This is a genomic window from Cupriavidus sp. 94F1 (assembly GCF_057798875.1).
Genome location: NZ_JBYOJT010000005.1, coordinates 169,981 through 183,542, shown reverse-complemented (window position 1 = coordinate 183,542; position 13,562 = coordinate 169,981). Strand labels below are relative to the sequence as shown.

Annotated in this window: 12 protein-coding genes; 8 read left to right on the top strand and 4 right to left on the bottom strand. The window is 65.0% G+C overall.

Features of this window, described 5'->3' with window-relative positions; genetic code table 11:
- The first annotated feature begins 173 nt into the window (after positions 1-173).
- On the top strand, positions 174-653 hold the full coding sequence (locus tag AC3FJ6_RS14530) for a VOC family protein (protein ID WP_487522917.1): 480 nt from the start codon (positions 174-176) through the stop codon (positions 651-653).
- Positions 654-704: 51 nt separating this feature from the next.
- On the top strand, positions 705-1,274 hold the full coding sequence (locus tag AC3FJ6_RS14525; protein ID WP_488772539.1) for a cysteine hydrolase family protein: 570 nt from the start codon (positions 705-707) through the stop codon (positions 1,272-1,274).
- A gap of 5 nt (positions 1,275-1,279) precedes the next feature.
- Here AC3FJ6_RS14525 and AC3FJ6_RS14520 read toward each other — a convergent pair whose 3' ends face one another.
- The 3 genes from AC3FJ6_RS14520 to AC3FJ6_RS14510 form a co-directional block, all read right to left on the bottom strand.
- Positions 1,280-1,999 carry a hypothetical protein gene (locus tag AC3FJ6_RS14520; RefSeq protein ID WP_488772538.1) on the bottom strand — a complete coding sequence of 240 codons (720 nt, stop codon included), beginning with the start codon at positions 1,997-1,999 and terminating at the stop codon, positions 1,280-1,282.
- Between the two features lie 2 nt (positions 2,000-2,001).
- Positions 2,002-4,476, bottom strand: a complete 2,475-nt coding sequence (locus AC3FJ6_RS14515) for a TonB-dependent siderophore receptor (RefSeq protein ID WP_488772536.1) — start codon at positions 4,474-4,476, stop codon at positions 2,002-2,004.
- A 133-nt stretch (positions 4,477-4,609) separates the two neighbouring features.
- Positions 4,610-5,515, bottom strand: a complete 906-nt coding sequence (locus tag AC3FJ6_RS14510; RefSeq protein WP_488772535.1) for a LysR substrate-binding domain-containing protein — start codon at positions 5,513-5,515, stop codon at positions 4,610-4,612.
- 162 nt (positions 5,516-5,677) lie between these two features.
- Here AC3FJ6_RS14510 and AC3FJ6_RS14505 point away from each other — a divergent pair, with 162 nt between their 5' ends.
- The 5 genes from AC3FJ6_RS14505 (at position 5,678) to AC3FJ6_RS14485 (ending at position 10,135) form a co-directional block, all read left to right on the top strand.
- Positions 5,678-6,520: an EamA family transporter gene (locus tag AC3FJ6_RS14505; protein WP_488772534.1), complete on the top strand. Its 843-nt coding sequence runs from the start codon at positions 5,678-5,680 to the stop codon at positions 6,518-6,520.
- A gap of 21 nt (positions 6,521-6,541) precedes the next feature.
- Positions 6,542-6,985, top strand: a complete 444-nt coding sequence (locus tag AC3FJ6_RS14500) for a GFA family protein (RefSeq protein WP_488772533.1) — start codon at positions 6,542-6,544, stop codon at positions 6,983-6,985.
- Between the two features lie 269 nt (positions 6,986-7,254).
- On the top strand, positions 7,255-8,211 hold the full coding sequence (locus tag AC3FJ6_RS14495; protein ID WP_488772532.1) for a Dyp-type peroxidase: 957 nt from the start codon (positions 7,255-7,257) through the stop codon (positions 8,209-8,211).
- Positions 8,212-8,407: 196 nt separating this feature from the next.
- Positions 8,408-9,793 carry a carbohydrate porin gene (locus tag AC3FJ6_RS14490; RefSeq protein WP_488772531.1) on the top strand — a complete coding sequence of 462 codons (1,386 nt, stop codon included), beginning with the start codon at positions 8,408-8,410 and terminating at the stop codon, positions 9,791-9,793.
- 111 nt (positions 9,794-9,904) lie between these two features.
- Positions 9,905-10,135 carry a hypothetical protein gene (locus tag AC3FJ6_RS14485; protein ID WP_488772530.1) on the top strand — a complete coding sequence of 77 codons (231 nt, stop codon included), beginning with the start codon at positions 9,905-9,907 and terminating at the stop codon, positions 10,133-10,135.
- A 508-nt stretch (positions 10,136-10,643) separates the two neighbouring features.
- Here the strand turns inward: AC3FJ6_RS14485 and AC3FJ6_RS14480 are convergent.
- Entirely contained in the window at positions 10,644-10,868 is a 225-nt protein-coding gene (locus tag AC3FJ6_RS14480) for a hypothetical protein (protein WP_488772529.1), read from the bottom strand.
- A 202-nt stretch (positions 10,869-11,070) separates the two neighbouring features.
- Here AC3FJ6_RS14480 and AC3FJ6_RS14475 point away from each other — a divergent pair, with 202 nt between their 5' ends.
- Positions 11,071-13,494, top strand: a complete 2,424-nt coding sequence (locus AC3FJ6_RS14475; protein WP_488772828.1) for a glucose/quinate/shikimate family membrane-bound PQQ-dependent dehydrogenase — start codon at positions 11,071-11,073, stop codon at positions 13,492-13,494.
- Positions 13,495-13,562 lie beyond the last annotated feature (68 nt).

Sequence of the window (13,562 nt, the reverse complement as noted above, 5' to 3'; positions counted from 1 at the left end):
AGGCTGCAGGCCGCGTGTGTAGCTCTTACACGGGCGCGCTGCAATTGCCGGGCCTGGGACAGCCGGACGCCACTACGAATTTTCGTAGGATTTGTGGACAGCACGTTTGGGCCAGACTATCCGGGAGGGCGGGGGTAAGATACCGGCGCCGGACATCCAAGAGGAGACACAGCATGAGCAGCAAGAACACGATCTGTTTGTGGTTCGAGCGGGACGCGCTGGACGCGGCCACCTTCTATGCCCAGCACATCCCGGACAGCAAGGTCGGCGCGGTGATGCGGGCGCCCGGCGACTATCCCGACGGCAAGCTTGGCGACGTGCTGACCGTGGAGTTCACGGTGGCCGGCATTCCCTGCGTCGGGCTGAACGGCGGCCCGCACTTCAAGCACAGCGAGGCGTTTTCTTTCCAGATCGCCACCGACGACCAGGCCGAAACCGACCGCCTGTGGAGCGCGATCGTCGACAACGGCGGGAAGGAAAGCGAATGCGGCTGGTGCAAGGACCGCTGGGGGATTTCGTGGCAGATCACGCCGCGTGTGCTGCTGGCCGGGATCTCCGACCCCGACCGCGCGGCGGCCAAGCGTGTGTTCGACGCCATGATGACGATGCGCAAGATCGACATTGCCGCCATCGAGGCGGCGCGGCGTGGCTGAGTGCGGCCGGTGACGAATAGGCCTCAAAACATCCTGGAACCCGGAGCGAGCATGCCGATGCCGACCTGTGTGCCAGCGCAGACGGCGCTGGTGGTCATGCACTATCAGACGGACATCCTGAACCTGTTTCCGGACGTCGCGCCCACCTTGCTGGCCAACACGCGGCGGCTTTGCGACGCGGCCCGGGCGCGGGGCGTCAGCGTCTATTTTGCGAAGATCCACTTCGCGCCCGGTTATCCGGAGATCAGTCCGCTGAACCGGAACGGGCAGGGCATCCGGCAACTGGGCCTGTTTGTCGAGGACCGGATATCGCCAGAGCTGGGCCGCCAGCCCGATGAGCCCATCGTCGTCGCGCATCGGGCCAGCGTGTTCTTCGGCACCGACCTGCAGGTGCGGCTGTCGGCCCAGGGCATCGATACGCTGGTCATGGTGGGGATTGCCTCGACCGGCGTGATGCTGTCGTCCGTTGCGTACGCCAGCGACGCGGACTACCGGCTGCTGACGGTCAAGGATTGCTGCTACGACCCGGACCCGGTCGTCCACGATCACCTGTTTGACACGGCGTTCGCGTCGCGCACCGCCGTGCTGTCGCTGGACGAAGCCTTGTCCTGGCTTGGGTGATCGCGCTACCGGCGCCCGGGCTCTGCCGCCCAGTCGACGACCGCATCGAACAGGCGCAGCCCTTCGGCAGACAGATTGGGGAACGTCTCGTTGTCCAGGAAGATCATGGCGCGCCGCGCCGGGGCGATGGCCTCGTAATCCATCGTCGCGCCTTTCTCGTAGGTGAAGACGGCAGCCTTGTCGGGCTGGCCATAGAGCGTGGCGATGGTGCTGGCGCCCAGGCCCGGCTTGCCCCAGCTCATGGCGGCCTGCTTCTGGTACACGTTCACCACGCCCGCCGGCAGCCCGGCGGCGGCCGGATGCGGCGCGTTGACGAGCCAGACATAGCGTTCGCGCGGTGCTTCGCCAAAGTCAGTGTCGTGCCGCTTGCCGGTCATGGCCAGGTCGTCGAGATAGTCGTTCTCCCACGTCACCAGCGGCGTGCGCAGTTGCCGCCATCCGGCTTGCATCGACTTGGCCGAGACCGTGGACGACAGGATCACGCAATCGGCGTTGGCAACCACGTCGGGCGCCACATCCTGGTCATGGATCGTGACGCGATAGCCGCGCGATTCGAGATGGGTCTTCACCATCCGGTCTGTCGCGGCGCTGGGGCTCGATACCTGCGTCACGAACGCGATGGTGCGATCGGCGGCGAAAGCGGGTGCTGCCCAGAGGGCGCAGGCCGTGCCGAACGCGGCGAGTGCCGTGCGCACCCATCGGCTGGTTTTCGGCGATTCGTGCATGGTCAGAACGCGATGGTGGTGATCAGGGAAACCTGGCGGGCGTCGCCCACGGCCACAAAGTAGCGGTTGGCGCTGGACGGGTAGTACACGCGGTTGAACAGGTTCTTCGCGTTCAGCTGGAAGCGCACCTTCTGGCCGCTGATGCGCGTCTCGTAGGTGGCAAATGCGTCGAACAGCGTGTAGGCGGGCAGCGAAAAGCTGTTGGCCGAATCGCCGGGCCGGTTGCCCACGTAGTGGACCATGCCGCCCAGCCGCAGGCGGTCGCCGCCGAAGATCTGCCCGAAGTCGTAGACGGCGGATAGCGATGCGGTGTGCTGGGCCACGTTCCAGAGCCGGTTGCCGGCGTACAGCGGGTCTTCGGTGGTCTTGGCGTCGATATAGGCGTAGCTGGCGATGACGTTCCAGCGGGTGCCGATCTGCCCCGAGACGTCCAGCTCGGCGCCGCGCGAGCGGGCCTTGCCCGACGTGCGCCAGTCCGTCAGCTTGGTGACGTCGTTGTACTGGGATACCAGTACGTTTTTCTTGTCGATGTTGAACAGCGCGAACGTGCCGGTCAGGCCACCAGCCAGGTCCACTTTGGTGCCCAGTTCCCACGACCTGGCCTCTTCGGGCGCCACCGACGAGTCGATGACCACGCCGGAACTCAGCGGCGCGATGGTCGAGGTCGGCTTGAGCGATTCCGTATAGCTCGCATAGACCGATACCGCCGGCGTGGCCTTGTAGACGATGCCGGCGCGCGGCAGCCACTTGTTGCCCGAGATGTCGGTGTTGGCCGTGAAGGGGCGGCCGCGCCCCGCCACCTGGCTCCACGTCATGAAGCGCACGCCGCCGACCAGGATCCACTTGTCGGTCAGGTACAGGCTGTCCTGCAGGAAGACCGACGTGTTGTGCAGCGAATCGGTCTGGTCGCTGTCGCTGGCCGAGACCGTGGTGGACGGGCTTTCCAGGCCGTAGACCGGATTCAGGTAGCTGAACGTGTATTTGGTGGCCTGGCGCAGCAGGTCCCTGCGATAGATGAGCCGGTACTCGTGGTCCATCCCCAGCTGCACGTTGTGGCGCATGCCGCCGAGCCGGAAGTTGCCGTCGACGTAGGCAATGCCGTAGCTGTCCGTGCTCAACGCACCATGCGTGGCGTCGTTGTTGCGGCTCAGTGTGCCGTTGGTGGTGTTCACGCCGGTCACGCGCAACTGGCCTGCATCGTACGTCTCGCGGTTGTAGCTGTAGCCGAAGTGACCTTTCCAGTCGGCATTGAACTGGTGGTCCACCGATAGCTGCGCCAGATGCGATTCGCCGCCCATCTCGTTGAATGACTCGTCGAGCCGCCGGCGGCTCGGAATGGCCAACGGTTCGTTGGTGCGCGGGTCCAGCGCCGTGCCGCGATCGAACGGATACAGGAATTTGCGGTACTCGTACGACAGCACGGCCTGCGTGTCCTTGCCGTACCACGCCACCGATGGCGCGATCAGCGTTTCGCGGTGGACCCCGAAATTGCGCCAGTACTGCTCGTCGGTGTAGTCCGCCACGAGCCGGTAGGCCAGCGGCGTGTCGCCAACGGCGCCGGTGGTGTCGAGGGTGCCGCCAGCGCCGTTCTTGCCGTGCCCGTACGTGGAGCCGCGCAGCGAAATCTCCGTATGACGCTGGCGTTCCGGCACCTTGCTGACGATGTTGATGACGCCGCCCGGGTCCATGATGCCGTACAGCAGCGACGCCGGCCCCTTGACCACTTCCACGCTTTCGGCAGCCGCGTTGAAACCGCGACCCTGCACCAGTGGCATGCCGTTATGCATGACCGAGCCGTCGCGGTTGCCGCCGAAGCCGCGCTTCATGATGGTGTCCTGCGTGCCGGCGAGCGTGTTGCCCTGTGTGATGCCGCTGACGTTGCCCAGGGCATCGTCCAGATTGCGGGGCCGCTGGTCCCGCAGCACCTGGGCCGGCACGATGTTGACGACCTGCGGCGTGTCCTGGAGCGGCAGGTCGGACCGCAGCGTGGACGGGCTGGGCTGCGGACGATAGCTGTCGGCCGGGCCCGTGGCGCTGACGGTCACCTTGGGCAGGGTTGTCCCGGCCGCGTCGTACGTGGCCGCGGACACCGATTCCCGCCGTACAAGAAGATAGCTCCCGTTATCCCGGGTCACCCCCAGGCCGGTGCCTTCCAGGAGGTGGTCCAGCCCGGCCTGCACCGTGTACGGGCCGCGCAGGCCGCCGGTGGTCAGGTTTGCCGTCTGCTCGGGCGTGAACGCCAGCAGGATGCCGGCCTCGCGTCCGAAGCGGTTCAGCGCGGCCTGCAAGGGGCCGGCGGGGATGTCGTAGGCGTGGACGGCGGCCGCTTGCGCGGGGGCGCCCTGCGCAGAGGCGGGGGTCGCAACGATCAGTCCTGCAGCGTGGAGGGTGGCGGCAAGCAGGGTACGCGGAATCAGTGTCGAGGGACGCAGGGCGTGGCGAAAAGCGGGACGAAAGGCGTGGCGGTCAGAAGGCATACGGAGAACGGACTGCGGAGCATCAGCAAGGAAGGTCTTACTTGCTATGTCACGCGAGAATCCGGAACAGACCACCTTTTCGCGAAATTCCCCAAAAAAATCGTGGACGGGGCCGAAACGGGGCGGCGGCGGGCTAACGGGCGGCGCCTTGGGGTGCCATGCCCTCGCGCTCCAGCCATGCGCAGAATTGCCCGACCAGTTCATCGCCAGACTTGTGGTCCGGCACGTAGGTGCAATAGCTGCGCGATGGCAGGCGCGGCGTGGCGAACGGCTCGACCAGCCGCCCGGTGGCCAGATCGTCGGCCACCAGCGCGAGCGGCCCTATTGCAATGCCGATACCGTCGATCGCGGCCTGCAAGGTCAGATAGAAGTGGTCGAAGTTCAGGGTGGCGGCCGGGATCAGCGTCGGCATCTGCACGCTGGCCAGCCAGTCTGGCCAGAGACGGGGCAGGCTCGAGGTGTGCAGCAACGTGTGTTGGCGCAAGTCGCCTGGCGACTGGAGCGGCAGGCGCTGCAGCAGCGCCCGGCTGCAGACCGGCGCCCGTTCCTCGTGCAGGAAGGAGCGGGTCGCATAGCCGTAGAACGTGTCCGGACCGCCCCGGATGATCACGTCATACCCGTCTCCGAGGCTCTCCAGCGGCGCGTTGGAGGTCTCCACGCTGATCTCCACATCGGGATGCGCCGCCCGAAACGCTGCGAGCCTGGGCACCAGCCAGCGCAAGGTGAAGGTGGCGGATGCGTTCACGGACAAGGTCCGGGCGACTGTATCGGTCACGCCATATCGGGCCGTGGCCAGCGAAAGCTGCTCGAACAGGGGGCCGACCTTGTCCAGATAGGCCTTGGCCGCGGGCGTCAGTGCCACGCGGCGGTGATGCCGTTCGAACAACGGGGCGCCAAGCCATTCTTCGAGCAGGCGCACCTGCTGGCTGACCGCGCCGTGCGTCACATGCAGTTCGACGGCGGCGTCCTTGATGCTGCCGAGCCGGCCAGCGGCCTCGAAGGCCCGCAAGGCATTGAGCGGAGGCAAGACGCGTTTCATTGGAGTGAGATTTTCTAACGTGACCGGCCAATTTATCTCGATTGTCCGGCGCTTACAAGATAGATATCCTGCTTGTCGATGGTTTCTCCCTCTTGTTGACGTGTTCTGACGCGTTTTGACGCGGTCTGACGTGTTTCCCGCTCACTTTCATTCGGCAACCCTATGTTCAGTCTGACCGGCGGCGTCGTGCTATTGGCCGCCTTGCTTCACGCAAGCTGGAACGCGATGCTGCATGGCAATCGGGATCGCTTCCTGTCCATGACGTGGATGAGCATCGCCATCGCGGCGGTGGCCACGGTTATCGTCCTTTCCAGCCCCTTGCCGGCCCCCGCCGCGTGGCCGTACGTGGTGGCATCTGGGCTCGTGCATATCGTCTACAACATGAGCCTGGTGCGGTCGTACCGCCGCAACGACCTGGCGCTGGCCTATCCGGTTGCGCGCGGTTCGTCGCCGCTGCTGGTGACGCTCGGGGCGGCATGGTTCGCGCAGGAGGCCATCGCGCCGCTGCACGTGCTGGGGGTGGCGATGATATCGGGCGGCATCATCGCCATCGCGTTGCAGGGGCGCCGTGTGTCGCGCGCGGGTGCGCTGGCAGCGCTGGCGACTGGCGCGACGATTGCGCTCTATACGGTCATCGACGGCATCGGCGTCAGGCTTTCCGGCGGCCAGGCGCTTTCCTACACCGCGTGGATGTTCCTGTTCTACTGGTTGATGCCGGTGCTGTTCGTTGCGATGCGTGGCGCGGGGGCGCTCTGGATGCCGGTCCGCGCCGCCCCGCTGTCGGTCGGCGTATCGCTGGCGGGCGGGCTGGTGTCGCTGGCCGCGTATGGGATCGTGATCTGGGTGCTGCAGTCGGGTGCGATGGGCGCGGTGTCGGCGTTGCGAGAAACCAGCGTGGTGTTCGCGGTGCTGATCGGACGGGTGTTCCTGGGAGAAACCGTCAGCCGGGCACGCTGGCTTGCCTGCCTGGTCGTCACGGCCGGCACGATTTGCCTGGGACTTTGAACAAGCGGAGAGATTGGCAACATGACAAGCGACATGAATCAGGATCGGTGGACGGGTCAATGCCACTGCGGGGCGGTGCGCTTCGAGGCGACACTCAGCAACGGCCTCGACACGGTACGCCGCTGCAACTGTTCCTACTGCCGGATGCGAGGCGCTGTCGTCGTCGCGGCGGAGATCGGTGGCATCAGGTTTCTGCGCGGCGAGGCGCTACTGAGCAGCTACCGCTTCAACACCGGATTGGCCCAGCACTTCTTCTGTTCGCGCTGCGGCATCCATACGCATCTGCAGCGGCGTTCGAATCCGAATCTGTACGGCGTCAACGTAGCTTGCCTGGACGGCGTCAGCCCGTTCGATTTTGCCGAAGTGCCAGTCATGGATGGCGTCAATCATCCGAACGATACCGGCGGCCCGGCGCGGCAGGCCGGCACGCTCCGGTACGTGCCGGCTGACGCGCCGCTTGGCTGAAGAATCAGCCTCGTTCCCCAGGCGCTGGGCAGCCCTTGCCCGCTACTTCCTTGTCGCCGAACTGCACGCCGCCGCCAGAGGCGCTGACGTTGTCGCCCTGGTGCCGCCGACGTGCCGCCATGCCGATATTGTGCGCAGGGCGGGCGGCGCCTATCATCGCGGGGCCGGCGTCCCGTTTTGCCGCGCCATGGGATCGGTCACATGGGCGGCGATGTGGCGAGCCACCGGACCACTCATTGGGCCCACCACCGTCAAGCGACTGGAAGAACATGAATAACACCCCCATTCCGCAGGCTGTCTACAGCCCCATCACCCGCAGCGCGATCTTTATCGTCGCCACCATTTCGGAAGGCGACGCGCACGCCGACACGGTCAGGTCGATCTGCGGCGACATCGCCGCGCTGGTGCGCTCGGTAGGCAAGCGTGTGCCGGCGGGCAATCTGTCGTGCGTTTGCGGCTTTGCATCGGATGCCTGGAGCCGGCTTTTCGGCAATCCCCGCCCGGCATCGCTGCATCCGTTTCGTGAGTTCGAGGCCGGCAACCGCCGCGCCCCGGCGACGCCTGGCGACCTGCTCCTGCATATCCGCGCCGACCAGATGGACCTGTGCTTCGAGCTGGCCATGCAGCTGATGCGGCGCCTGGGCGACGCCGTGACCGTGGTCGATGAAGTGCAGGGATTCCGGTACTTCGACATGCGCAGCATGGTGGGCTTTGTCGATGGCACGGAGAACCCCGAGGGCGACGACAAGGCCCGTTTCACGATCATCGGCGACGAAGACGCGGCATTCGCGGGCGGCAGCTATGTGCTCGTACAGAAGTACCTGCACAACATGGATGCCTGGAACGACCTGACGGTGGAGGCCCAGGAGCGCATCATCGGGCGGACCAAGCTCGACGACATCGAGCTTGACGATGCGGTCAAGCCGTCTTGCTCGCACAGCACGCTGACGACGCTCGAGGAAAACGGCGAGGAGATCAAGATCCTGCGCGACAACATGCCGTTCGGCCAGCCCGGCAAGGGCGAATTCGGCACGTACTTCATTGGCTACGCCCGCTCGCCGGCACCGATCGAGCAGATGCTCGAAAACATGGTGGTCGGCAAGCCGCCCGGCAACTATGACCGGCTGCTCGATTTCAGCCAGGCGGTGACGGGCGGCCTGTTCTTCGTGCCGTCAGCCGAGCTGCTGGAGTCGCTGTCGGAGCGCGAGCCCGGCACGGCGGGCTGACCGGCCGGCATCAGGCCAAAAGAACGCCCGCCAAGGTATGGGTGGATGGCCACCTTCAGGGAGCAAGTCGTCTGGGGCGGCTTGCGGGCATGTCAGCCAAATCCGCAGCCTGATCTGATGCCTGTCTGACATCGGGGCGCCGAGCGCAATGCTAGATTGATCTTCAGATCAATGGAGGCGCGAGGACATTGCGGCCATGTTCAATGACGGTCTTCGCGCAGCACACTGGGCGCTTCTCCTGGCGTGCCTCGTATTCGGCGGGCCCGCCGCAGCAGCCAACGAGGATCCCACGGCAAGTCTGGAGGAAGTGGCGCCGACCAGCGGCAGCGAGGTGTCGAAACCCGAGGAGACGATAGCGGTACATGCGCAGTCCACTTACGTCTGGCAGTACAAGCCATCGTTCCCGGCCGCCTACACAGGCACCAAGAGCCTGCTGCCGTCGGCGGAACACGGCTACTCATGGTCGGCAACGCTGAGCGTCGGTTTGCGCCTGTGGCATGGCGCCGCTGTCTTTCTGGACCCGGAACTGATCCAGGGTGTCGCATTTTCCGATTCGCAGGGGCTGGGCGGCCTGGCGAACGCGGAACTGGCCAAGGCCGCCGTTGCCAATCCCACGATCTACCGGGCTCGCCTTTTCCTCAGGCAGGAGATTGCAATCGGTAGCGAGACGGAATCGGCGGAATCGGGGTTTCATCAACTTGCCGGCTCACGGGCCAAGCGCCGCGTCGTCATCACGGCTGGGAATCTGTCGGTGCTGGATGTCTTCAACAGCCTTGAGTACGCCCACGATCCGCGCAGCGAGTACCTGAATACGGCCTTTGCCTCGCACGCGTCGTTCGACTATCCCGCCGATGCGCGGGGCTATACCTGGGGCGCGGCGGTCGAGTACATCGATGGCGACTGGGCGGTGCGCATCGGCCGGTTCCTGCAACCCTTGGAGCCAAACGGGCTGCAACTGGACACCCGGATCTTCGAGCATTACGGCGACATGCTGGAAGTGGAGCGGGCCTATACCTTGCTCGGCAACGCTGGGAAAGCGCGCCTGCTGCTGTGGCGCAATCACGCGCATATGGGGGCGTTTTCGGACGCCATCGATCTGGCGTCCCGCAGCGGCGGCCCGCCTGATGTGGCGCAAGTCCGGCGCGAGCATGCGAAAGTGGGGGCAGGCGTGAGCCTGGAGCAGAAGGTTGGCGAATCGCTGGGCCTATATGCCAGGGCCGATTGGGCCGATGACAAGACCGAAAGCTATGCATTTACCGAAGTGGGGCGTAGCGCTTCGGTCGGGGCGATCCTGAAGGGCGGTAGTTGGCATCGCGGCATGGACAGCCTGGGGGTCGCGGTGGCTGTCAACGGACTGTCGAAGCAGCATCAGGAATACCTGGCGAAGGGCGGCCTGGGCGGCTTTCTTGGCGACGGCGCGCTGCGCTATGGCCCCGAGCAGATTTGCGAGGTGTTCTACAGCCTGGCCGTGCAGCGGCATCTCTTCATCAGCCCGGACTTCCAGTACATCCGGCACCCCGGCTACAACCGCGATCGTGGGCCCGCGCGCTTTTACGGTGTGCGCGTACATGCACAATTTTGAGACCGAGGTGTCCGGATAGGACGATATCCGGACAATCCGTCATCGATTTCCATCCCGCCGGCCCTCGATTAATGTAGAAATTACGATTCCGGGGAAAGGGGGGCAATGGTTATGGGACTCGAAGACTTGGGGGACCTGGCGGCGGTCGAGCGATATCTGAAAGACCTCAGCAAGGATGTGGCAAGCCAGACACGGTTGGTCCGCTGGCTGACCCGGGACGGGCGGGATGCCACGATCGAGGCACAGGTGCTGACGAATATGAGAGGCGCCCTCGATGCATTGGAATGGCGCGCAGCCCAGTTGCGCCGTGAGAAAGCCGGTGCTTCGGCGGTCGATAAATGAAGCCGGTCATCCATCACTTCCATTCGAATCCGCCCCGCCACGGCGTGAAATACTATGTGGTCTTCGCCGCCTGCGTATTGGCGGTGGGCGCGGTCTACGCGGCGGTGTCTCTCCTGGTTCGGGCCCTGTAGACGTTGTCCCGCCACCTTGCTGCGCAGGACCCGCCCGACTTCGGCGGCCCGTCTGCGGCTGCCTGCATTCACCATCCGATTTCCGCCATGGTCCGCCCTCAGCGGTTCGCTAGACGCTGACCAGCGCCCGACCGGCAAGGCAGAAGTTTCGTCGGCATTGAAAAATCGAACTACGCAAGTTGCTGAGGCAGGCGCGCCCCTCAGAAAAAAAAGAACCGCGCCAAGCTTACGGCGCGGCCTGAGCGAGTTGCCGGCGGGTGCCGGACGACATCAATGTAGTACGTGGCCGCTTGCGCCGTTGCGTCAGGAATCGACGGGTTTCGTACAGCGTCATCGCGTGCGGATCAGAGGCACACGGCGGGTGAAGGGCGGCCCAGCTACTCCTTTTTTGCAGACGCGCCACCATCGAACGTCCTGTCAACACGCGCTTTCGCGCTTTTGATCGCCGCATCCATCGCCGTTCGCTTGCTGCCGTGAAAGGGGCCATGATCGCTATAGGCTGCCTTGTGGTCGATGGTGTACGTCCAGCACCATTTGCCAAAAACGTGTTCTTCGGCTTTGACCACGATATGGTGGCCGCGATAGAAGAGACTTTCCTCCATGGTTGCTCCTGGCAGGCAGGGGAATGAAGTGGCAAGGGCCGTATCTGCCTGCCGTCGAAGCAGCAACGAACATGCCGGGGTGCCCCGGCGTCGGCGACAGGCTATTCCATGTCGAGAACGCGCTATTTTGGAACAGACGGAAAAGGCCGAACTATCCTGAAGGATTGATTAGATTACCCAGACCAACCGCTTGGAGAAGGGAATGGCACGTCCTGGATCGCTTGGCCTCGTCGGCGTTGTCAGCTTGCTGTTCACGGCGCTCACAGGGTTATATCTGCTGGGAGGCGGCGCATGGCTGGTCTCGCTCGGCGGTTCGGCCTACTACGTCGTGGCCGGCGTCGTCCTGCTTGGGGTGGCGTGGGCCCTCCACCTGCGCAGCCCGGTGGCGCTGGTGCTCTATGCGTTGTTGCTGATCGGCACCGCGATCTGGTCCGTCTGGGAATCGGGAACCGATTTCTGGGCGCTCGCGCCGCGCGCCGGTGTGCTGGTCGTGTTCGGCGTGTGGCTGCTTCTGCTTGTCGGCTGGCGCCTGCCGGGCAGGCCAAGGCTTGGCGTGGGTCTGCTCGCCGGCGCACTCTTGATATGGGCCGGCGTGCTGGTCTACGCGGCTTTCAACGATCCACAGACGGTCCGCGGGGCCTTTGGGACGGCAGCGGTGACGCCGGCCGGCGATCGCGAGGGGATTGCCGGCACCGACTGGCCGGCCTATGGCCGTACGCAGGAAGGCACGCGGTATTCGCCGCTCCAACAGATCACGCCGCAGAATGCCAAGGACCTGAAGGTGGCCTGGACATTCCGTACGGGTGATAGGAAAGGGCCGAAAGATCCGGTGGAAATCACCAATGAAGTGACGCCGATCAAGATCGGCAACCTGCTCTATCTCTGCTCGCCCCACCAGCAACTTTTTGCGCTGGACCCCGCGACTGGCACGCTCAAGTGGAAGTTCGATCCCAAGCTGCAGCCCGATCCGTCATTTCAGCACGTGACCTGCCGGGGCGTGTCGTATGTCGATCTTTCGGCGAGCCCTCCGGTGTCCGGGCCAGTTGCGTCAGCCAGCGACGCCACGGCCGCCGCGCCAGCCGGTGCCGCAACGCCATCCACCGACGCCTGCACCCGGCGGATCATCCTGCCCGTCAACAATGGCCACCTCTATGCGCTCGATGCGTTGACAGGCGAACGTTGCGCCGGCTTTGCGGATCAGGGCGATCTCGATCTCCAGCATGCGATGCCGGTCACCACACCGGGCATGTACGAGCCCACTTCGCCACCGGTCGTCACCAGCAAGGTGATTGTCGTGGCGGGCGCGGTGGAGGACAACTTCTCGACGCGCGAGCCGTCGGGCGTCATCCGTGGGTACGACGTGCGGACGGGCGAACTGCTGTGGGCGTTCGACCCCGGCGCGCCGGACCCGAACAAGATTCCGGGGCCCGGCGCGCACTACACCTGGAATTCGCCGAATTCCTGGGCCCCCGCCGCCTATGACGCGAAGCTCGACATCGTGTATCTGCCGATGGGCGTCAAGACGCCGGATATCTGGGGCGGCGACCGTTCTCCGGACATGGAGCGTTATGCATCGGGCCTGCTCGCGCTGCATGCATCCACCGGCAAGCTTGCGTGGTTCTACCAGACGGTTCACCACGACCTCTGGGACATGGACCTGCCTTCGCAGCCCACGCTTGCCGACATCACGGACAAGGACGGCAAGACGGTGCCTGTCGTGTATGCGCCCGCGAAGACGGGGAACCTGTTCGTGCTGGATCGCCGCACCGGGGCGCTGGTGGTGCCCGCACCCGAAAGGCCCGTGCCGCAGGGCGCCGCGCCAGGGGATCGCGTCTCGCCGACGCAACCTTTCTCTGCGCTGACGTTTCGGCCGCAGAAGCTGCTGACCGACGCGGATATGTGGGGCGCCACAATGTACGACCAGCTCGTCTGCCGGGTGATGTTCCACAAGCTACGCTACGAAGGCACCTTTACGCCGCCTTCGCTGCAGGGCACGCTGGTCTTCCCCGGCAACCTTGGCATGTTCGAATGGGGCGGCATCGCGGTGGACACCGATCGTCAGATTGCTATCGCCAACCCCATCGCGCTGCCGTTCGTCTCGCGTCTGATCCCGCGCGGCCCGGGGAATCCGGTCGAGCCGGTGCAAGGCGCAAGGGGCAGCGGCACGGAGGTGGGCATTCAGTCGCAATACGGTGTCCCTTACGGCGTGACGCTGAATCCGTTCCTGTCTCCGTTCGGCCTGCCGTGCAAACAGCCGGCGTGGGGCTATATCGCGGCAATCGATCTGAAGACCAATGCCATCGTGTGGAAGCACCGTATCGGTACGGTGCGTGACAGCGCGCCAGTCCCGCTGCCTTTCAAGATGGGCATGCCGATGCTGGGCGGCCCGATTGTCACGGCGGGTGGCGTGGTGTTTATCGGCGCCACTGCGGACAACTACCTGCGCGCCTTCGATGTCAATACTGGCGGGCAGCTCTGGCAAGCGCGGCTGCCCGCCGGCGGTCAGGCAACGCCGATGACCTACGCGGTCAACGGCAAGCAGTACGTGGTGATTGCTGCCGGCGGCCACGGTTCATTCGGCACAAAGCTGGGCGACTACGTCATTGCCTATGCGCTACCGCAGTAGCGCCGCAGGGCTGACAACGGGGGCATCGAACCCATGCGGAAGAACGGCAATCCATGCAGCCCGCTCGT